This window comes from Cereibacter changlensis JA139, assembly GCF_003034985.1.
Taxonomy (GTDB): domain Bacteria; phylum Pseudomonadota; class Alphaproteobacteria; order Rhodobacterales; family Rhodobacteraceae; genus Cereibacter; species Cereibacter changlensis.
In genome coordinates this window covers 1-19,691 of record NZ_PZKG01000078.1, presented here as the reverse complement: position 1 = coordinate 19,691, position 19,691 = coordinate 1, and the positions used below count along the sequence as shown (strand labels likewise).

General features: G+C 67.3%; 18 protein-coding genes and 1 pseudogene. 3 read left to right on the top strand and 16 right to left on the bottom strand.

Annotated features, from left to right (window positions below; all coding sequences use genetic code 11):
- A partial coding sequence (locus tag C5F48_RS15285) for a GtrA family protein (protein ID WP_181247709.1) occupies window positions 1–236 on the top strand: 236 nt, incomplete at its 5' end.
- A 179-nt stretch (window positions 237–415) separates the two neighbouring features.
- Complete coding sequence (locus C5F48_RS15280) at window positions 416–712, top strand: hypothetical protein (protein WP_107664756.1); 297 nt, start codon at window positions 416–418, stop codon at window positions 710–712.
- A 488-nt stretch (window positions 713–1,200) separates the two neighbouring features.
- On the opposite strand, the gene C5F48_RS15275 is transcribed toward C5F48_RS15280, so the two are convergent.
- The 5 genes from C5F48_RS15275 to C5F48_RS15255 form a co-directional block, all read right to left on the bottom strand.
- Complete coding sequence (locus tag C5F48_RS15275; RefSeq protein ID WP_107664755.1) at window positions 1,201–2,238, bottom strand: IS481 family transposase; 1,038 nt, start codon at window positions 2,236–2,238, stop codon at window positions 1,201–1,203.
- Window positions 2,239–2,316: 78 nt separating this feature from the next.
- Complete coding sequence (locus tag C5F48_RS15270; protein WP_107664754.1) at window positions 2,317–3,477, bottom strand: L-talarate/galactarate dehydratase; 1,161 nt, start codon at window positions 3,475–3,477, stop codon at window positions 2,317–2,319.
- Between the two features lie 225 nt (window positions 3,478–3,702).
- Window positions 3,703–4,752: an Ldh family oxidoreductase gene (locus C5F48_RS15265; RefSeq protein WP_107664753.1), complete on the bottom strand. Its 1,050-nt coding sequence runs from the start codon at window positions 4,750–4,752 to the stop codon at window positions 3,703–3,705.
- A 19-nt stretch (window positions 4,753–4,771) separates the two neighbouring features.
- On the bottom strand, window positions 4,772–5,674 hold the full coding sequence (locus tag C5F48_RS15260; protein WP_373454348.1) for a 5-dehydro-4-deoxyglucarate dehydratase: 903 nt from the start codon (window positions 5,672–5,674) through the stop codon (window positions 4,772–4,774).
- Window positions 5,675–5,731: 57 nt separating this feature from the next.
- Window positions 5,732–7,252, bottom strand: a complete 1,521-nt coding sequence (locus C5F48_RS15255) for an aldehyde dehydrogenase (NADP(+)) (RefSeq protein ID WP_107664751.1) — start codon at window positions 7,250–7,252, stop codon at window positions 5,732–5,734.
- Window positions 7,253–7,442: 190 nt separating this feature from the next.
- Here C5F48_RS15255 and C5F48_RS15250 point away from each other — a divergent pair, with 190 nt between their 5' ends.
- A complete protein-coding gene (locus C5F48_RS15250; protein WP_107664750.1) occupies window positions 7,443–8,156 on the top strand; it encodes a GntR family transcriptional regulator in 714 nt (237 codons plus the stop codon).
- A 41-nt stretch (window positions 8,157–8,197) separates the two neighbouring features.
- On the opposite strand, the gene C5F48_RS15245 is transcribed toward C5F48_RS15250, so the two are convergent.
- From C5F48_RS15245 to C5F48_RS15200, 11 genes and pseudogenes are all read right to left on the bottom strand, one after another.
- Entirely contained in the window at window positions 8,198–9,139 is a 942-nt protein-coding gene (locus tag C5F48_RS15245; protein WP_107664749.1) for a 2-hydroxyacid dehydrogenase, read from the bottom strand.
- Window positions 9,136–10,413, bottom strand: coding sequence for a dipeptide ABC transporter ATP-binding protein (locus tag C5F48_RS15240; protein ID WP_258186514.1), 1,278 nt, complete (start codon window positions 10,411–10,413; stop codon window positions 9,136–9,138). Before C5F48_RS15240 ends, C5F48_RS15245 begins: the two co-directional genes overlap by 4 nt.
- Window positions 10,414–10,483: 70 nt before the next feature.
- Window positions 10,484–10,768, bottom strand: a pseudogene (locus C5F48_RS26085) (ATP-binding cassette domain-containing protein); the annotation flags it as partial.
- On the bottom strand, window positions 10,761–11,684 hold the full coding sequence (locus tag C5F48_RS15235) for an ABC transporter permease (RefSeq protein ID WP_107664748.1): 924 nt from the start codon (window positions 11,682–11,684) through the stop codon (window positions 10,761–10,763). The pseudogene C5F48_RS26085 and the gene C5F48_RS15235, both read right to left, overlap by 8 nt.
- Window positions 11,685–11,693: 9 nt before the next feature.
- A complete protein-coding gene (locus C5F48_RS15230) occupies window positions 11,694–12,608 on the bottom strand; it encodes an ABC transporter permease (RefSeq protein ID WP_107664747.1) in 915 nt (304 codons plus the stop codon).
- Window positions 12,609–12,668: 60 nt separating this feature from the next.
- The gene (locus C5F48_RS15225; RefSeq protein WP_107664746.1) at window positions 12,669–14,177 is read right to left on the bottom strand and encodes an ABC transporter substrate-binding protein; all 1,509 of its coding nucleotides are present in this window, start codon (window positions 14,175–14,177) and stop codon (window positions 12,669–12,671) included.
- A 163-nt stretch (window positions 14,178–14,340) separates the two neighbouring features.
- Window positions 14,341–15,231, bottom strand: a complete 891-nt coding sequence (locus C5F48_RS15220) for a DMT family transporter (protein ID WP_245941522.1) — start codon at window positions 15,229–15,231, stop codon at window positions 14,341–14,343.
- A gap of 60 nt (window positions 15,232–15,291) precedes the next feature.
- A complete protein-coding gene (locus tag C5F48_RS15215; protein ID WP_107664744.1) occupies window positions 15,292–16,014 on the bottom strand; it encodes a ribonuclease activity regulator RraA in 723 nt (240 codons plus the stop codon).
- 10 nt (window positions 16,015–16,024) lie between these two features.
- Window positions 16,025–16,918: a dihydrodipicolinate synthase family protein gene (locus C5F48_RS15210; RefSeq protein WP_107664743.1), complete on the bottom strand. Its 894-nt coding sequence runs from the start codon at window positions 16,916–16,918 to the stop codon at window positions 16,025–16,027.
- Window positions 16,919–16,928: 10 nt separating this feature from the next.
- Window positions 16,929–18,698: an L-arabinonate dehydratase gene (araD, locus tag C5F48_RS15205; protein WP_373454347.1), complete on the bottom strand. Its 1,770-nt coding sequence runs from the start codon at window positions 18,696–18,698 to the stop codon at window positions 16,929–16,931.
- The coding region (locus C5F48_RS15200; protein WP_181247708.1) for a tripartite tricarboxylate transporter permease at window positions 18,695–19,691 on the bottom strand (997 nt) is incomplete at its 5' end. The genes C5F48_RS15200 and araD, both read right to left, overlap by 4 nt.

Genomic DNA, 19,691 nt, shown 5'->3' with positions numbered 1-19,691 from the left:
CCTCGTCCTATGTCTTCAAAACGGCGCCCAGCTTGCGGCGCTACCCGGTGTTTCTGGCCGCAGCTGCAGCCGGGTTCGTCGTCAACGTCGCTGTGACGGCCCTCTCGGCCCATCTGCTGCACCTCGCGCCGGTGTTGGCCAAGACCACGGGCGTCGGCATCGCCTTCTTCGCCAACTTCGCCCTGAACGCGGTCTTCGTGTTCCCCCCGCCCGGACGAGACGACCGGAGGCCCTGACCGCGGTGATGTCGGGCGGGATTGAGCGGGGCGCGACCTGCGGGCCGTGCGGGAGGGCGTCGATGACGTGACCGTTGGCGCCACCCCCTTCCGCCCGACCCGGAATGCTCCGGACCGTCCGACTTGATTTGTTCTCTTTCCGTTCTAAATTGAGAGCCAAACCTGACAAGGAGCTGCCGATGGAAAGCACCACCTTCGCCCTGCCTGCGACGCCTAGGCAGATCGCCTATGCCCGCGCCCTCGGGCTGCGCAATCAGACCCTTCTGCCTTGGGAGGTTCAGCAGAACCGCCGGTCGCTCAGCGCCTGGATCGAGGTGCAGGCCCGGCTGAAGCCGGTGTCGGACCTGGACCGCCTGCCCTCCTCGAAGCAGGTGGCCTTCGCCGAGAAACTCGCACGGATCAAGCGGCGCGCCGTCCCGGACGAGTGCTTCCGCGACAAGGGGCTGATGTCGAAGTGGATCGACGGTAACAGGTAAACGCCGGGCCGGCGGGGCTTGTCGCCTTGCTGAGGCTCCTCCCGACCAACATCTCCCGATGATCGGCATCCCGAGGTCGCAGATCGCCCCTTCAGATAGCCGGTCCCTGCCGCCCTGCCCGCTGCGCAGCACCTGCACCCCCTCGCGGGGATGCGCCGGATCCCGAGCACCGGAGACGACCTCCCACGCGCCCCCCGGAACGTTCACCCCCGCGTTGTTGAAATACAGGTCGAGCCGCCCGAAGCGCTCCGCGATCATTATGAACGACCGGTCGACGGCCGCCGAGTCGGTTACATCGGCCACGAGGGCGATAATCTTCCCGACGCAGACTTGGCCGGCGCATTGGCCGCGGTGGCGTTTAAGGCGGTGGCAGTGCGTCCCGCCACCACGACCGTCCAGCCCTCGCCGGCGAGGGCCTGCGCGACGACGCGGCCGATCCCGCCGCCACCGCGGGTGACAGGCGCGATGCTGTCAATTTCCTTCCTGACCTACACCTTGCTCTGATGCATGTTGGACTGGGACGTCCGCCGGGCGGCCGCGGCTTTCCCGCGCATCGCTCGGGAAGGATCAGCGCCGCCGGCTAGGTGTGAGATCTCATGAGGTTGTTCACCCGTGTGAAGGGGGTTAGGCCGTTGAGTGCGGAGTGTGGTCGTGAGCCGGTTGAACCAGTCAAGCCATCGCGTCAGGTCTGCGTTTCTGGCGGCTGAGGTTGGATATGCGAGGCCGTAGGCCCATTCGCGGAGAAGGGTCTGGATGAACCGCTTGGCCTTGCCATTGGTTTTCGGGGTGTAAGGCCGGATGAAGATGTGCCGGATGTCCAGCAGGCGCAGAACCTTGGCGAAACGGCGGGAACGGTAGGCGCTGCCGTTGTCGGTCATCACCCGTTCCACGCGGATGCCTCGGGCGCGGAACCAGCGCAGCGCGTGCAAGAGGAAGCCGGTGGTGGTGTCCTTGCGCTCGTTTTCGAGCACCTCGCCATAGGCCAGGCGGATCGCGTCATCGACGGCCACATGCACGAAGTCCCAGCCCGCGCCGCGGTTGCGGCAGCCGACCCGTGTTCGCGTGACCCGGTGGCCTGGCTGGTCGAACCGGCCCAACTTCTTGATATCGAGGTGGATCAGCTCCCCCGGCCGGTCGCGCTGATAGCGGCGCACCGGCTCGGGCGGATCGAGGCGCGCCAGAAGGCCCAGCCCCTCCCGACGCAGCCAGCGCGCGACCGTCGAACGCGCCAGCCCGAGCGTCGCGGCAATCGCCGCCCCGGTCAGGCGCAGGGACCGGCGAAGGAACGCGATCAACGCAACCCTCGAAGCGGACAACCGCGGGGCCACGCGGGCAGGCGCGCTGGCGCGATTGGCCAGCGCCGCTCGCCCGCCCGCGCGGAACCGGGCAAGCCACTTGCGGACCGTGCGCACCGACACCGCGAAGGCATGCGCCACCTCCGCGGCGCTCTGGCCGGCGGCAATCCGGGCGACGATCTGCTCTCGACTGTGAACCGTGAGACGGGCACCATGATGCGGGTTGTTCATCCTTTGGGGTCCTCGGCTGGAGTTTGGCGATTGCAGCCTAACCCCCTTCCGGGTGAACAACCTCCTGAGACTTCACACCTAGGGGCGCCTGCCGAACGCGGCCTCGGCCCGCTTCCAGCCGAGCGCCTGCTCCGACAGGGTGAAGCCGAGCCCGGGCCGGTTCGGCACGATCATCCGGCCGTTCCGGTTCTCCAGCCGCTCGTTGAACAGCGGGTCCAGCCAGTCGAAATGCTCGACCCAGGGCTCGAACTCGTAGGCGGCCGCGAGGTGCAGGTGGATCTCCATGGCGAAATGCGGGGCGAGCTTCAGCTTCTTCTCCTCGGCCAGCGCGCAGATTCGCAAGAATTGCGTGATCCCCCCGACGCGCGGGGCGTCGGGCTGGATGAAGTCCACCGCGTTCTTCTGGATCAGGTCAACATGCTCCGCCACGCTGCTCAGCATCTCGCCGGTGGCGATCGGCGTGTCCAGAGCGGCGGCCAGGGCGGCATGGCCCTCGCTGTCATAGGCGTCCAGCGGCTCCTCGATCCAGACGAGGTTGAAGGCTTCGAGCTGGCGGCAGGCGCGCATCGCCGCGGGCCGGTCCCACTGCTGGTTGGCGTCGACCATCAGCGACACGCGCCCCGCGATCCTGTCGTTGACAGCCGCGACCCGGCGCAGGTCCTCGGCCATGTCGGGCTGACCGACCTTGATCTTGATGCCGCCGATCCCCTGCGCGATCGAACGTTCAACATTGTCCAGAACCTCCTCCAGCGGCGATGACAGGAACCCGCCGGAGGTGTTGTAGCACTGCACCGAGTCGCGATGCGCGCCGAGCAGCTTCGACAGCGGCAGCCCTGCGCGCTTGGCCTTCAAGTCCCAGAACGCGATGTCGAAAGCGGCGATGGCCTGCACCGCCAGGCCGCTGCGTCCCACCGAAGCCCCAGCCCAGGCCAGCTTGCGCCAGAGCTTGCCGATGTCGTTCGGGTCCTCGCCCAGCAGCACCGGCGCGATCTCCTTGGCGTGCTCGAACTGCCCCGGTCCGCCCGCCCGCTTGGAATAGCTGAAGCCGATGCCGGAGTGACCCTCGACGGTCTCGATCTCGGCGAAGAGGCAGGCGACCTCGGTCAGCGGCTTTTGCCGGCCGGTCAGCACCTTGGCGTCGCTAATCGGCGTCTTCAGCGGCAGATGGATCGCCGAGAGCCGGATCCAGGCGATCCTGTCGCCCTGGGTCGCATGCTGAACAGGGTGGGATTGGGTCATCGCGCGGGCCTCTGTCTGTGGATCTGGATGAAGGCTGTTGCGGTCCCGCCCCCGAGGTCCAAGATCGGTTTTCTGATGATCGATAGGAAGACAGGATGGATGATCGAGCTGCTCCAACTCCGCCATGTCGTCATTCGCCGAGAAGCCAAACGTCAGCCGCGTCGCGCGACAGGCGGTCCTGCGCGGGGTCTGCGGCATGCTGCCCTCCTGCCGAGTCCAACGCGCCTATGTCGTGCCGGGCACGGCGATGCCCGCCGCCTCCGCGATCTTGGCCAGCCGCTGCCACAGCGCATCCGCGACCGGCACGCCATCGGCAAGCGCCCGTCGGCGCTTCGCGGCTGCGGCATCGCCCGGCACCCGCACCGGCCCGCCGGTGCCGGCGGGTGGGTTGCTGCGGCAGGCCTCGGCCAGATGGTCCGACTGGGCGGTGAAGGCCGCGAGGCCGGCAAAGGCCTCGGGGTCGATCACCTGCAGATAGGCGCTTTGCGCCAGAGGCCCCGCGGGGACATTGGCTCGGCCCTGGCCGGACAGCCCCTGCCCCAAGAGCTCCACCATCAGCCCCAAGCCATAGCCCTTGTGCCCCTTCAGCGCGCCGCCAAGCGGCATCATCGACCCGCCCCGCTCCGTCACCTCGCGCGGATCGTCGGTCGGCTCGCCTGTCGCCGTCAGCGCCCAGGCCTCGGGAAAGCGCTCGCCGGCCCGGGCCAGCGATTGCGTCATCGTCGTGGTGGTGATCGAGCAGGACACGTCGATCAGCACCGGATCGCCCGAGGTGGGAAAGCCCGCGGCAATGGGGTTCGGCGTCAACACAGGCTTCGTGCCGCCATAGGGGGCGACACGGGAGGCGGCGGGGTTGGAGACGTTCATCTGCACGATCAGCCCGCGATCCGTCACCCTCCGCATGAAAGCCGAAAGCGCGCAGGTGTGATGCGCATTGCCGATCACACCCGTCACCACGCCGAACTCGCGCGCCCGCTCGGAGGCCATGTCCAGCGCCTCGGTCAGCAACCAGGCGCCGGGCAGGCTGTTGCCGTTCCAGACGAAACTGGCGCCGCGATCCGTGACCACCTCGTAGCTGCCGGTTCCGGCCATCCTGCCCGCGGCCAGCTCGTCCATGTACCACGGCAGCAGCCCGACGCCGTGGGTGTGATGGCCGATCATGTCGCCTTCGACCAGTATCCCGGCGGTGACCGCCGCCTTCTCCGCCTCCAGTCCCGCGCCCATCAACAGCGCCTGAGCAAAGACGGCAAGCGCGCCCTGTTCGATCCTGGCCATGGATACCCGTCCTTTCCGTTCAGCTGCGCCCGACAATCAGCTCGCGCATCATCTCGACCTCTTCGCCGGTCAGGTCGGTCAGCGGCGCGCGCACCGAACCGGTGGCGAAGCCGCGCAGCGCGACGCCCGCCTTGATAGCCGAAACCGCGTAGCCGGCCTTGCGGTCGCGGATCGCGGCGAAGCGATAGTAGAACTCGCGCAGCAGCCGCTCGCAGGTGGCGTTGTCATTCGCCATCAGCGCGCCATGAAACTCCAGCGCGGTCTCGGGCACGAAGTTGAACACCGCCGAGGAATAAGTCGGCATCCCGGCTCCCTTGTAGGCCTGGGCGAACAGCTCATGCGTCGGCATGCCGCCGATATAGGACAGCCGATCCCCCAGCATCACCGTCACCCGGCGCACGGTGTCGATGTCGCCGGTGCCGTCCTTGAAGCCGATCAGGTTGGGGCATTCGTCGGCAAGCTGCGCCAGCGTCTCCGCAGAAACCCGCCCCTGCCCGCGGTTGTAGACGATGACGCCCATGTTGGTGGCGCGGCACACCGCCCGGATGCGATTGGCGACGCCCTCCTGCGGGGCCTCGGTCAGGTAATGCGGCAGCAGCAGGATGCCATCGCCACCCGCCGCCTCGATCTCGCGCGCCATGTCGCAGGCGATCCTCGTGCCATAGCCGCAGCCGGCGATCACCGGGGCCGTGCCCGAAACCGAGCGCGCGGTGCGCACCACCTCGACTACCTCGGCCGGGGTCAGCGAGAACAGCTCCCCGGTGCCACCCGCCACGATCAGACCCGCGACCGGAAAGCCCGAAAGCCATTCCAGATGCGCGGCGAACGGCTTCGGGGCGAAGCTGTCATCCTTGTCGAACGGGGTGACGGGGAAGGACAACAGGCCGTGGCGGATGATCTCGCGCAATGCGTCCGGGGCGATCATGGGGGAAACTCCTGTAGAGGGATAGGCTCCCGGCGGTTGCGCCGGGGCGAGGATTCAGCCGCGCAGGTCCTCGGGCAGCAATGCCTCGGGGATGTTCTGGAAACAAACCGGGCGCAGGAAGCGGCGGATCGACAGCGTGCCGACGCTGGTGGCGCCGAAGTTGGTGGAGGCAGGGTAAGGCCCGCCATGCACCATCGCCTCCGCAACCTCCACGCCGGTGGGGAAGCCGTTGGCGAGCACCCGTCCCGCCTTCTGCTCCAGCACCGGCAGCAGCCGGCGGGCGAGATCGATGTCGCCATCATCCATGTGGATCGTGGCGGTCAGCTGGCCCTCGAAGCCCTGCGCCAGCGCCGTCATCTCCTCCGCGCCGCTGACCCGGACGACGAGGCCGAGCGGGCCGAACACCTCTTCGCCGAGCGCATTGTCCTGCAGGTAGCTGGCGGCGTCCGTCTCATAGAGGTTGGGGGCGGCGGTGCGGTTCTCGCTCTCGCGCACCAGCACCGGCTGCACCGCATTGCGCCCGTCGAAGCGGGCCTTGCCGTCGCGATAGGCCCTGGCGATGCCATCGGTCAGCATGCATTGCGGGCCGATGTCCTTCAGCGCTGCGGCGGCGGCGGCGACGAAGGCATCGCCCGCCGGACCGGCTTCAACCACGGCGATGCCGGGATTGGTGCAGAACTGACCGGCGCCCATGGTCAGCGAGCCGGCCCAGCCGGCGCCGATCTCGGCGCCGCGGGCCTTCGTGGCCTCGGGCAGGATGAACATCGGGTTGACGCTGCCAAGCTCGCCGAAGAACGGGATCGGCTCGGGCCGTTGCGCGCAGAGATCGAACAGCGCCCGCCCGCCGCCGAGGCTGCCGGTGAAGCCCACGGCGCGGATCTGGGGATGCTGGACCAGCGAGGTTCCGACATCCCGCGCGCCGCCCTGGATCATGCTGAAGACGCCCGCGGGCATGTTGCAGCGGGTGATGGCGGCCTGAACCGCCTCGGCCACGATCTCGGCGGCGCCGGGATGGGCGGAGTGACCCTTGACCACGACCGGACAGCCAGCCGCGAGCGCCGCCGCCGTGTCACCACCGGCAGTGGAGAAGGCGAGCGGAAAGTTGGAGGCCCCGAAGACCGCGACCGGGCCGATCGGTCGCTGGATCATACGCAGGTCCGGGCGCGGCGGCGTGCGATCCGGCAGAGCCTCGTCGTGGCGGCGGTCGAGGTAGTCGCCCTTCAGGATATGCTCGGCGAACAGCCGCAGTTGGCCTGTGGTGCGCCCCCGCTCGCCGTTCAGCCGCGCCTCGGGCAGGCCGGTTTCCTGCGTGCCGACCTCGGTGATGGCGCCGGCGCGGGCTTCGATCTCGTCGGCGATGGCGGTCAGGAACGCCGCCCGGTCCGCTCGGGTGGTGGCGGCAAAGGCGGGGAAGGCCGCCGCAGCCGCCTTGCAGGCGCGGTCGACATGGCCAGGATTGCCGACGGCGAAGTCATGCGCCGGGCCATGCGCGGGTTCGGACCGGAAGGTCCGCTCGCCCGCTACCCACTCGCCAGCGATCAGGTGCATGCCGTGGGGGGTGAATTGCTGTGTCATCGCGCATCCTTCTGGTTCAGGGGGCGCCGCAGGCTGGAAGCCTCCGCGTCGCCCCGGCAGGTCAGGCGCGGAATCGACCGCCCGCCGCACACCTCAACTAATATTTCAGTGTATCAGGTATTTCAATAGCGTATTGTCATGTTGTGCAGAGGCACGGGACAGCTTAGGTTCCGCCAGAGAGGATGATGCCATGAACAGCTCGCTTGCAGCCACATTTGGACTGGTCGACAACGCCCGCGCGTTGACGGGGAACGGAACTGCGCAGCGGGTCTATGACAGCCTGCGTCAGCGGATCATCACGCTGGAACTGCCGCCCGAGTCGACCCTGTCGCGGACGGACCTGAGCGACACCTATGATGTCAGCCAGACTCCGATCCGCGAGGCGATGCAGCGGCTGAAGCAGGACGGGCTGGTGCGGATCTATCCGCAGTCGAAGACGGTCGTCACCCGCATCGACGTGCCGCAGATCTACGAGGCGCATTTCCTGCGCGTCGCGCTGGAAACCGAAGTGGTGCGCCGGCTGGCCGAGAAATGCGAGCCGTCTACGCTCACCCGCGCCCGGTCCATCATCAAGATGCAGGAGGCGGTTGCCGACGACCCGGGACAACTGGCTATCTTCCAGGAACTGGACGAGCTGTTCCACCAGACCTTGTTCGCAGGGCTGGGCCCCAGCGGGCTGCATGAGCTTGTGCGCGAGCGTTCGGGGCATCTGGAGCGGGTGAGGCGGCTGCACCTGCCTGAGCAGGGCAAGATCCTCAACATTCTCGAAGGCCACCGGCGGATCATCGACGCCATTGCCGCGCAGAACCCGGACGAGGCCATCGCCGCGATCCGCGACCACCTCAGCCGAACCGTCGCCCGGGTCGAAGACCTCCGCCGCGAGTTTCCCGACTACTTCGTCTGATCCGGCGCGTGAGGAATGCGGCGCGAACGCCGCTACCCCCCTCAGTTCACGGGCGTCAGCAGCGCGCGACCGCTAAAATGGGCGGCCAGATTGTCCACCACAAGTTGCGCCATCTTGTCTCGCGTCTCTTCGGTGCCGCTGGCGTGGTGCGGATACAGCACCACGTTGTCCAGATCGCGGAAGGCCGGATCCGGGTCCGGCTCGCTCTCGAACACGTCCAGCCCGGCGCTCCCCAGCCGCCCATCCTTCAGCGCCGCGATCATCGCCGGTTCATCGACGACGGATCCGCGGGCGATGTTGATGAAGCTACCCTCGGGTCCCAGCGCCTTCAGCGCCGAAGCGGAGACGATGGCCCGCGTCTCCGCCCCGCCCGAGGTGGCCGCGATCAGGATGTCGGACCATTCCGCCAGCGCCACGACATCGGCGAAATAGCGATAGCCGACCCCCGGCTTTTCGCGGCGGCCGAAATAGCCGACCGTCAGCCCCAGCGCCTCGCAGCGTCTGGCGATCGCGCTGCCGATCCGGCCCAGCCCGACGATGCCGACGGATTTTCCCGCGGTGCTGCGGGTCAGCGACATCGGTCCGCTCCGCCCCCACTCGCCGCTGCGCACATGGCGGTCGCCCTGCACCAGCCGCCGCCGCGCCGCCAGCAGCAGCATCAGCGCGGTATCGGCCACATCATCGGTCAGCACGTCGGGCGTGTTGGTCAGCCGTACCCCCGCGCGGGTCATCGCCGCCACGTCCATCGTGTCATAGCCCACCGAGGAGGAGGCAACGATCTTCAGCGCCGGAACCTGCGCCAGAAACGCCTCGTCTATGCTCACATGGCCGTTGCAGACCATTGCGGTGCAGCGCGGACCGACCTCGGCCAGCATCGCCGGCTTGTCGGCGGCAAGGTCGAGCCGGTACAGCGTGTAGTCCTGCTCCAGTTGAGCCATCTGGCGCGGACGGGTCGGATAGGCGACGAGGACATCGGGTTTCATGCGGTCAGCAGTCCTTCGGCTGTGCGGGCCGCGCGGCGACGGGCCTGGACCTCGGGGTCGGGGTCGAGACCCGCAGCCAGCAGCGCGCGGGTATAGGGATGGCGAGGCGCTTCGAAGATCTGCCGGACGGCGCCCTCTTCGACGATCTCGCCCTGTTTCATGACGATCACCCGGTCTGCGAAATCGCGCACTACCGGCAGGTCATGGGCGATGAAGAGATAGGACAGGCCGAACTCGCGGCGCAGGCCTTCGAGCAGCGCGATGATCTGCGCCTGGATCGAGACATCGAGCGCCGAAACCGCCTCGTCGCAGATGATCAGCCGCGGCTCCAGCGCCAGCGCGCGGGCGATGGCGATACGCTGGCGCTGGCCGCCGGAAAACTGGTGCGGATAGCGCTGCGCCATGTCGGGACTGAGCCCGACCTTGGTCAGCAGGTCGGCCACCCGCTCACGCCACTTCGGCCGCGGCAGGATTTCGGGGTGGATCGCCCAGGCTTCCGCGATGAGTTGATAGACCGACATGCGCGGGTTCAACGACTGGGTGGGATCCTGAAACACCATCTGGATCTGGCGCCGCAGGCCAAACAGCTCTTTCGGCACCATCGTCACCAGATCGCGCCCCTTGTAGAGGGCCTGCCCGCCCGAGGGTTCGTCCAGCCGCAACAGCGCCCGCGCCAAAGTCGATTTGCCTGAGCCGCTTTCGCCCACCACCGCCACCGTCTCGCCCGGCATGATCCGGAAGCTGACGCCCTTCAACGCTTGAAAGGCCCCGTAATGCTTGGACAGGCCCTCGACCTTCAGCAGCGGCTCGCCGCCGCGGTCGCGCTCGGCCGGCATCGCACCCTTGCCAGGCGCGGCGCCGATCAGCTTTTTCGTGTAGGGATGCTGCGGGTTGCGATAGACCTCGGCGGCGTCGCCGGTCTCCACGATGCGGCCGCTGTTCATGACGACCACCCGGTCGGCAATTTCCGCAACCACACCGAGGTCATGCGTGATCAGCAGCAGACCCATCCCGGTTTCGGCCTGCAGCTCTTCCAGCAGCGCCAGCACCTGCGCCTGAACGGTCACGTCGAGCGCCGTGGTCGGCTCGTCGGCGATCAGGATGTCGGGCTTGAACGCCAACGCCATCGCGATCATCAATCGCTGCCGCTGGCCGCCGGAAAACTGGTGCGGATACTTCAGCATGGCCTCGGCGGGCTGAGGAATGCCGACGCGCGCCAGCAGCGCCAGCGCCCGCTGTTGCGCCTCGTTGGCCGGAGTGCCGTGGGTGGTCATCATCCTCGGCGATCTGCCAACCGACGGTGTAGACCGGGTTCAGGTGGGCCAGCGGATCCTGAAAGATCATGGCGATCCGCGCACCGTTGATGCGCCGTCTCTCCTCCGCCGTCATCTTCAGCATGTCCTTGCCGTTCAGCAGGATGCGGCCGCTGGTGATCTTGCCGGGCGGCATGTCGATCAGGTTCATGATCGCCGAGGCGGACACCGACTTGCCCGACCCGCTCTCGCCGAGGATGGCCAGCGTCTCGCCGCGATCAAGGCGCCAGCTGACATCCTGCACCGCCTTGACGGTGCCGCCGGCGGTGTGGAACTCCACCGACAGATCGCAGACTTCCAGCAGATGCTCAGTCATTCTTGCGGCCTCCCATTTCCAGCCGCCAGCGCTGCACCGGGTCCAGCGCGATCCTCATCCAGTTCGACAGCAGGTTCAGCGACAAGGTGGTCAGGATGATCGCCAGCCCCGGCCAGAACGAAAGCCACCACGCGTTCGTCAGATAGGGCCGGCCCTGGCTGACCATCAGCCCCCAGGTGATCTCGGGCGGCTGGATGCCGATGCCGAGGAACGAGAGCGAGCTTTCGGCCAGCATCACGAAGGCGAAGTCCAGCGTGGCGATGGTCAGCAGCGTCGGCAGCACCACCGGAAGGATATGGCGGAACACGATGCGCAGATCGGACGCGCCCATCACCTTGGCCGCCTGCACGAACATCCGCTCGCGCACCTCCAGCACCTCGGCACGGGCCGTGCGCAGGTAGACCGGGATGCGGGTGATCGCCAGGACGATGATGATGTTGAACACCGAGGGATCGAGCATGTAGAGCACGATCACCGCCAGCAGCAGCGAGGGGAACGACATGATGACGTCGCCCAGTCGCAGGATCACCTGGCTCATCCGGCCGCGCAGCCAGCCGGCGGCCAGCCCGAGGCTCGAACCGATCAGCGCCGAGAAGAACACGGCGCCGGCCGCGATCAGCATGGTGTTCTGCGCCGCCACGATGATCCGCACCAGCAACGGGCGGCCAAGCGCGTCGGCGCCGAAGAAGAACGCCCAGTCGCGGGTCATGTCGAACGGCGGAGCATTGCGGCCGCGCAGGTTCTGCCTGGTCGCGGCATCTTCCAGCAGCAAGGGCCCGATCAGCGCGCAGCCGATCACCACCAACAGGAACAGCGCCGCGCAGAAGGCGAACTTGTCGCGCCACAGCAGGCCGAGGACGGTGGCAAGGCCGCTCTTGCGGCGCGCCGGGCCAGTGAGGGGGGAACTCTGGGTCATGGTCACCGCTCAATACCGGATGCGCGGATCTAGCAGTGCATAGGCAAGGTCGATCAGCAGGTTCATGAGGAAGATCGCCAGCGCCGAGACCATGATGGCCGCAAGCACCACATTGAAGTCGCGTTGCAGGATGGAGTCGATCATCAGCTTGCCGATGCCCGGAAAGCCGAAGATCGTCTCGACGACTACCGCGCCGTTCAGGATGCCAGCGGCCTGATCGCCGATCACGGTGATCACGGGCAGCATCCCGTTGCGCAGCCCGTGGACGAAGATGATCGGCCGGTTGCGCACGCCCTTGGCGCGGGCGGTCTTGACGTAGGCCGAGGACAGCACCCCGATCATCGAGCCGCGCACGACCTGCAGGATCAGCCCGAACGGCCGCACGAACAGCACGGAAACCGGCAGCACCCAGTGCCAGATCGTCCCGGTGCCCGAAGTCGGCAGCCAGCGCAGGTTCACCGCGAAGACCACGATGGCGACGATGGCCAGCCAGAAATCCGGGGCCGAGGCGCCGATCAGCGAGAAGAAGGTGGCGATGCGGTCGAAGACGCCGCCCACCCGGAAGGCCGCAAGCGACCCGATGACGATGGCCGCGAAGGTCACCAGCAGCATGGTCACGCAGGCCAGCCACAGCGTCCAGGCGAAACCGGCCAGCACCACGTCGATCGCGGGGCGCGATTGACGGATGGAATTGCCGAAATCCAGCACGGCGAGGTCGGCGACATAGCGGCCGAACTGCACCATTAGCGGGTCGTTCAGCCCGTTGATCTCGCGGAACTGCTCGCGCGCCTGATGGGAGGCGTCGACGGGCAGGTATAGGTCCGCGGGATCGCCGGTGAGCCGGGACAGAAAGAACACCATGATCACCAGCCCGACCAGCGAGATCGCACTGGCCACGGCCCGCTTGCCGATGAATTTTTTCACGCCCGCCCTCCCTAGGTACGAGATCGGGGCGGCGAGATCTCCGCCGCCCCGGTCCGGGTGTTACTTGAAGCCGATCTGCGACAGCTGCAGCTCGGAATTGGTCGCGATGGTCGGCTTGAAATCGAGCCGCGGGCTGACGCGGCTGAAGCCCACCATGTGGAACAACAGCACGTCGCCGATATGCTCTTCATGGATGCTGGTCATCACCTCGGACCACAGCGCCGCCCGCTCGTCGCCGGTGGCGGCGGTCGCCTTGGCGATCATCTCGTCAAGCTCGGGATAGACAAGGCCGGATTGCTGCCCTTCGCTGCCGTACTTGAAGTACATGGAGAAGACCGGGTCGCCCTTGGCGTTGTCATGCTGGGCGCTGACCATCTGCGGTCCACGATCCTCGGCAAAGGGACGGTTGTAGTAGGTGTTGTATTCGCCCACCTCCAGCATCTCGAGCGTCACGTTGAAACCGACGTCCTTGAACATCGCCATCAGCGCTTCCAGCACCTCGGCATCGTTCGGGAACAGCCCGATGCGACCGATAATGCGGATCTCGTCATCCACCGGCACGCCGTCGGCCTTCGCCTCGGCCAGCAGTTCGCGGGCGCGGTCCGGGTCGAAGGCATAGGGCTTCAGGTCGGGATTGTAGCCGGCGGTCGAGGGCGGCACCACGGCGGTGGCGAGCACCGCCTCCTGCGCCATCAGCGTGCCGATGAAGGCCTCGCGGTCCACGGCGAGGTTCAGCGCCTCGCGCACCCGGCGGTCATCCGTCGGCGCGGTCGCATGATCGAGCCGCATGTAGGTGGTTTCCGAGTTGGGATAGGCGAAGTCGGTGTCCTGGTTGGTCGCGTCCAGTTCCGAGATGACCGGGGCGATGTCGGCCTCGCCAACCTCGACCATCGCGGCGCGGACGGAACTGTCGCTGCGGAAGATGTAGGTCGCCTTGGCGACCTCAGGCGCCTCGCCCCAATAATCGTCGCGCTTCTCCAGCACGATGTTGGTGCCCATGTTGCGCTCGGTCATCTCGTAGGGGCCCGTCCCGACCGGCGTCTGCACATATTCCAGCGGAGTCTCTTCCGGCACGATGGTCAGCGACGACATCAGCAGCGGCAGGATGGGCTGAGCCGGGTCCGAGGTGATGTCGACGGTGGTGTCATCAACCGCCACGGCCTGGATCTCGAAGCCGCCGAAATACTTGCCGCCGATCTCGCAGCTGATCTGGTCGCTGATCGCCCGTTCCAGCGAATGCACCACATCCGCGGCGCCAAAAGCCGTGCCATCGGAGAAGTTGACGCCGCTGCGCAGCTTGAACCGCCAAGCGCCCGCCTCGGTCTCTTCCCAGCTTTCGGCCAGCTTCGGCAGCAGCTTCGCCGTGCTCGGCTCGAACACGGCCAGTGTCTCGGAGATGTTCTGCAGCAGGACCCGGCCGATGTTGGATTGCGACGCCATGCAGGGGTCGATCAGTTCCAGCTCTTCACTCAGCACGATGGTCACCGCCTTGTCGTCCTGCGCAAAGGCGGCCGAACCCAGCAGCGCCCCCAGCAACAGGCTCGATGCGCATGTCAGTCTGTATGTCATGGAATGTCTCCTCCCCAGAAGTTCCCGTGATTGTCGGTGCGGCTGCTCTCCCGGCTCCGCCCAAGGGAGCGGAAGGACGAATCGGTCTTCCGCGCCTAATTGAAATATTAGTATATCTGAGATTTTTGTGAACCCGCTTAATTCCTGCAGGGGCGGCTATCTGTCAGGTGCCGTCCGGCGGCATCCGGCGGCGGTTGTAATGGGCGCCCCCCGCAGCGAGCAGCGTTGCGCCGAAGATCACCGCGGCCCCGATCCAAGTCGAGGCGCCCGCCACCTCGCCGAAGAACACGAAGGCCAGCGCCGCCACCGCCGGCAGGCGCAGGAAATCCAGCGGCGCGAGGAACGAGGCTTCGGCCAGCGCGAAGGCGCGGGTCAGCAGCGTCATGTTCAGCGCCCCCAGAACGCCCTGCAACGCCAGCAAGCTCAGCTGCGGCGGCGTCGGGGTCTCCCACACGAAGAGGGCGGCCAGCAGGCCAAGCGGCGCCATCGTCAGCAGGTTCCACGCCACCAGCCGATCGGTGCTGTCGTGCCGCGCCATGCGCTTCAGCATCAGCTGGATCACCGCCGTCAGCACCGCTCCGGCCATCGCAAAGGCCAGCGCCGGGTTCATCGCGCCTGCGCCCGGGCGGATCACGATCAGCATCCCGGCAAAGCCCGCGACCACCGCCAGAAGCTTGGACAGGGTCATGCTTTCGCCCAACACCATCCAGGCGCCCAGCGTCAGGAAGATCGGCATGGTGAAGTTGATCGCCACCACATCCGACAGCGGCGCGTGGGCGAAGGCCACGAAGAACGCCACCAGCGAAGCCAGCTTCAACCCGGCCCGCAGCACATGAAGCCAGCGATAGGGTGAGGCGGCGAGATCCACCCGCATCAAGATCCAGGGCAGCACCACCGCCAGCCCGAAGGCGGCGCGCGTGAAGCCGATCATCAGCGGATGCACCTCGCCCGCCAGCAGCCGCACGATCACCGCATCCGCCGCGTTCAACACCGCCGCGGCCACCATCAGCGCCGCCGCAACCAGCGCGCCGCTTCCGCCGGTCCGCGCCGTCACCCGGCGCATCCCGCCATTTGCGAGACGAGTCGGGCGGGCGCGGCCGGGCTGCCGGTCATGTCACCGCCCCGTCCGCGCCCGCCATTCGGCGTATTTGGCCAGGTTGTCCTCGTCGGTCGCGGGATAGAGCCCGATGATCGGCGCACCGCCCGTCACCTGTTCCAGCACGAAATCCTCGAAGGATTCCATGCCTGTGCATTCCTCGGCGATCTCGTCGGCCAGATGCGCTGGGATCACCATCACCCCATCGCCGTCCCCCAGCATCACATCGCCGGGAAAGACCGGCGCATCGCCGCAGGAGATCGGCACGTTGATGTCGATCGCCTCGTGCAGCGTCAGGTTGGTCGGCGCCGAGGGGCAGGCGAAATAGGCGGGCATCTCCAAAGCGCCGATGCCGGCCGCATCGCGCACACCGCCGTCCGACACCACACCCGCCGCCCCGCGCAGCGCCAGCCGCGTGATGAGGATCGACCCGGCGGTGGCGGCGCGGGCGTCCTTGCGCGCATCCATGACAAGCACATGGCCCGGCGGGCAGGTTTCCACCGCGACACGCTGCTTGTGGTCGCGATTGCGGAACACGGTCAGCGGGTTGCGGTCCTCGCGCGCCGCGATGTAGCGCAGGGTGAAGGCCTGCCCCACCATCGTCACCGGCTTGCGCGCCACCGGCACGACGCCTTGGATGAACTGGTTGCGCAGCCCCCGCTTGAACAGCGCCGTGGCGACCGAGGCCGTCGACACCTTCTTCAGCTTGTCGCGCGTGGCGTCCGACAGGATGTAGGTCATTGTTGTTTCCTCAAATCAGGTTGTTGTCTGCCATGAAGCGGTCGAGCTCGGCCTGTTGCGCCGCCGTCAGCGGCCAGGCAGAAGGCGGGCGCGTGGGGCCACAATCCAGTCCCTGGGCGATCAGCGCCGCCTTGACGCCGGTCACATTGGCGCCGTTCATCTCCTGCGCGCGGATTTCCTCGAACACCCGCATCCGGGCGATGAGCGTATTGGCCTTCGGATAGTCGCCCTCCTCCAGCGCGGCATGGATGGCGACGGAGTGCTCGGGCCAGACGTTTATCAGCCCGGAGGTGAAGCCCCGCGCCCCCACGGAATAGAAGGTCGGCGCCCAGACCTCGGCCAGCCCGCCCACCCAGACGATCGTGGGATCGCAGGCCGCCTTGGCCTCGGCCAGCTTCTGCGGGTTCGGCGTCGCCCATTTGACGCCGCGCACCCCGGGCACGGCGCAGAGATCGGCAATCGCGCCGGCGCCGATCGCGTCGTTGCGCAGATACAGCATCATCGGCAGCCCGCCCGAGGCATCAGCGACGGCCTTGAGGTAATCGACCACCCCGCGCGGCGCCACGAAGGGATCGGGTGGCTGATGCACCATCAACGCCGCCGCTCCCGCTTCGGCCGACACGCGCGCCAGCCGCTGCGCATCGCGTAAGGACCGGCCGACGCCGGCCAGCAGCGGCGCGCGACAGCCGACGAGGCCCGCCACCTCCTGCACCATGATGCAGGCCTCGTCGGTGGTCAGGGCGTAGAACTCGCCGGTGTTGCCATTCACCACCGGCAAGTGCAGGCCCGCCGCCAATGCCCGGTCGAGGATCGGGACCAGCCGGGCCGGGGCGACATCGCCCGCCTCGTCATAAGGCGTGACCAGGATGCCGGAGATGCCCGCGAGGGCCTGATCGAGTGTCATCGGCGCACCTTCAGAAAATATCGGGTTCGCTGGCGGCGGGTCCGAAGCCCCGCTCCAGGAAATCGAAATCGCAGCCCTTGTTGGCCTGGGTCACATGCCGCGCGAACATCCAGCCATAGCCGCGGTCGTAACGCGGCTGCGGCGCCTGCCATGCGGCGCGGCGCCGGGCCAGCTCCTCCTCGTCCACCAGCATGTCGAGCCGGCGCGCCGGCAGGTCGAGCCGTACGGTGTCGCCGGTCCGCAGCAGCGCCAGCGGCCCGCCGACATAGGCTTCGGGCGCGACATGCAGCACGCAGGCACCGTAGGAAGTGCCCGACATCCGTGCATCCGAGATGCGCAGCATGTCGCGGTGCCCCTGCTTGATCAGCGCCTTGGGGATCGGCAGCATGCCCCATTCGGGAAAGCCGGGTCCGCCCTGCGGCCCGGCGTTGCGCAGCACCATCACCGTGTCGGGCGTGACCTGCAGATCCTCGTCGTCGATTGCGGCCTTCATCTCGGGATAGCTGTCGAAGACCAGCGCCGGGCCTTCGTGGATGTGGTATTTCGGGTCGCACGCGGCAGGCTTGATCACCGCGCCATCCGGGCAGAGGTTGCCGCGCAGCACCGCGAGCGAGCCTTCGGCATAGACCGGGTTCGACAGCGGGCGGATCACGTCCTCGTTGAAGACCACCGCGCCATCGAGGTTCTCGCCCATGCTCTTGCCGGTGACGGTCAGGCAGCCCAGGTCCAGCCGGTCGCCGATCTGCTTCATCAGCGCGCGCAGACCGCCAGCATAGAAGAAATCCTCCATCAGATAGGTTTTGCCCGAGGGACGGACATTGGCGATCAGCGGCGTCACCCGGCCAAGCGCGTCCAGATCGTCCAGCGTCAGATCGACGCCCGCGCGCCGGGCCATCGCGATCAGGTGAACGACGGCGTTGGTGGAACAGCCGGTGGCCATCGCCACGATGGCCGCGTTGCGGACGGCGCCGGCGGTCACGATGCGGTCGGGGGTCAGGTCCTCCCACACCATCTCGACGATGCGGCGACCGCAGTCGGCCGCCATGCGCTGATGGCCTGCATCGACCGCGGGCACGGAGGACGCGCCCGGCAGCGTCAGCCCCATCGCGTCGGCGATCGCGGTCATGGTGCTGGCCGTGCCCATCGTCATGCAGACGCCGGCGGATCGGGCGATGCCGCCCTGCAGCCCCTGCCATTCCTGGTCGGATATATTGCCGGCGCGGCGTTCATCCCAGAATTTCCAGGCGTCCGATCCCGACCCCAGCTTCTGCCCCGCATAGTTGCCGCTGAGCATCGGGCCTGCCGGCAGGTAGATCATCGGCACGCCCGCGGTCAGCGCCCCCATGACGAGCCCCGGCGTGGTCTTGTCGCAACCGCCCATCAGTACCACCCCGTCCAGCGGATGCGCGCGGATCTGCTCTTCCGTCTCGATGGCCAAGAGGTTGCGGTAGAGCATAGAGGTGGGCTTGGTGAAGCTTTCGTCCACCGACAGCGACGGCAGTTCCACCGGCAGCCCGCCGGCCTGCAGCACGCCGCGCTTCACATCCGCAGCACGCTCGCGGAAGTGGGAATGGCAGCTGTTCAGCTCGGACCAGGTGTTCAGGATGCCGATGATCGGGCGGCCCATGAAGTCGTCCTCGGAATAACCGAGCTGCATCATCCGCGACCGGTGGCCGAAGCTGCGCAGATCGTCCGGGGCGAACCAGCGGGCGGAACGGAGATCAGCGGGGGTTTTTCTTGTGGTCATGGCGTCCTCGGGATCGGTCGTGGCGGCGTTCATTCTTCGCCGCCGAGTTTCAGCAGGCTGGCGCGCGCCGGGCGTTGCGAGAGGCGGTATTCGCTGTAGGCCTGCCAGGCGATCGACACTGCGGCGAGCGCGAGGAAGGTCCCGGAGATCGGGTTGGTGAGAAATCCGGTGTAGTCACCGCGCGACAGCTGCAGCCCCCGGCGGAAACTGGTTTCCGCCATCGGGCCCAGGATGAAGCCGATGATGAAGGGTGCCGTCGGGATGCCGGCCTTGACGAAGGCGAAGCCGAGCACCCCGAAGGCCAGGATGGTCCAGATGTCGAACACCCGGCTGGCGAGGCCGAAGGCGCCGACCGCGCAGAGCACCAGGATCACCGGCAGCAGGATGTGCTTGGGGATTGCAAGCAGGCGGATGAAGATCCGCAGCCCCCAGAACTCCAGCAGCAACATCAGGAAGGCAGAGACGATCAGCGCGGCGAAGATGGTGTAGACCAGCGGCGCCTGGGTAATGAAAAGCATCGGCCCGGGCTGGATGCCGTGGATCATCAGGCCGCCCAGCATGATCGCCGTGACCGCGTCGCCCGGGATGCCCAGCGTCAGCAGCGGGATCATCGCGCCGCCGATGCCGGCATTGTTCGCGGTCTCGCTGGCGACGACGCCCTCGATGGTGCCCTTGCCGAATTGCTCCGGCGTTTTGGACCGTTTCTTGGCGGCGATATAGGCGATGATGTTCGAGGTGCCCGCACCGATGCCGGGCAGGATGCCGATGCCGATGCCGATCAGCGCCGAGCGGATGGCGTTGGGGATCTGGCCGAGGAACTCCGGCATGCTGAAGCCGAAACCCTTGATCTTGACGATCATCGGCGCCGCTGCGCCATCGGCGTTGCGCGAGGTTTCGGCGACCTTGATGATCTCAGCCACCGCGAACATGCCAACCAGCACCGTCAGGATGGAGAAGCCCGCATTCAGCTCGACCTGGTCGAAGGTGAAGCGCGTCGTCGCGTCGACCGGGGCGATGCCAACGGTC

Bases quoted from the DNA above. Each gene is read 5' to 3' on its own strand.
- araD (WP_373454347.1), bottom strand. From the start codon at position 18,698: ATGAACGCCGCCACGACCGATCCCGAGGACGCCATGACCACAAGAAAA.
- C5F48_RS15225 (WP_107664746.1), bottom strand. From the start codon at position 14,177: ATGACATACAGACTGACATGCGCATCGAGCCTGTTGCTGGGGGCGCTG.
- C5F48_RS15240 (WP_258186514.1), bottom strand. From the start codon at position 10,413: ATGACCACCCACGGCACTCCGGCCAACGAGGCGCAACAGCGGGCGCTG.
- C5F48_RS15215 (WP_107664744.1), bottom strand. From the start codon at position 16,014: ATGACCTACATCCTGTCGGACGCCACGCGCGACAAGCTGAAGAAGGTG.
- C5F48_RS15265 (WP_107664753.1), bottom strand. From the start codon at position 4,752: ATGGCCAGGATCGAACAGGGCGCGCTTGCCGTCTTTGCTCAGGCGCTG.
- C5F48_RS15280 (WP_107664756.1), top strand. From the start codon at position 416: ATGGAAAGCACCACCTTCGCCCTGCCTGCGACGCCTAGGCAGATCGCC.
- C5F48_RS15245 (WP_107664749.1), bottom strand. From the start codon at position 9,139: ATGAAACCCGATGTCCTCGTCGCCTATCCGACCCGTCCGCGCCAGATG.
- C5F48_RS15255 (WP_107664751.1), bottom strand. From the start codon at position 7,252: ATGACACAGCAATTCACCCCCCACGGCATGCACCTGATCGCTGGCGAG.
- C5F48_RS15275 (WP_107664755.1), bottom strand. From the start codon at position 2,238: ATGAACAACCCGCATCATGGTGCCCGTCTCACGGTTCACAGTCGAGAG.
- C5F48_RS15235 (WP_107664748.1), bottom strand. From the start codon at position 11,684: ATGACCCAGAGTTCCCCCCTCACTGGCCCGGCGCGCCGCAAGAGCGGC.
- C5F48_RS15270 (WP_107664754.1), bottom strand. From the start codon at position 3,477: ATGACCCAATCCCACCCTGTTCAGCATGCGACCCAGGGCGACAGGATC.
- C5F48_RS15250 (WP_107664750.1), top strand. From the start codon at position 7,443: ATGAACAGCTCGCTTGCAGCCACATTTGGACTGGTCGACAACGCCCGC.
- C5F48_RS15210 (WP_107664743.1), bottom strand. From the start codon at position 16,918: ATGACACTCGATCAGGCCCTCGCGGGCATCTCCGGCATCCTGGTCACG.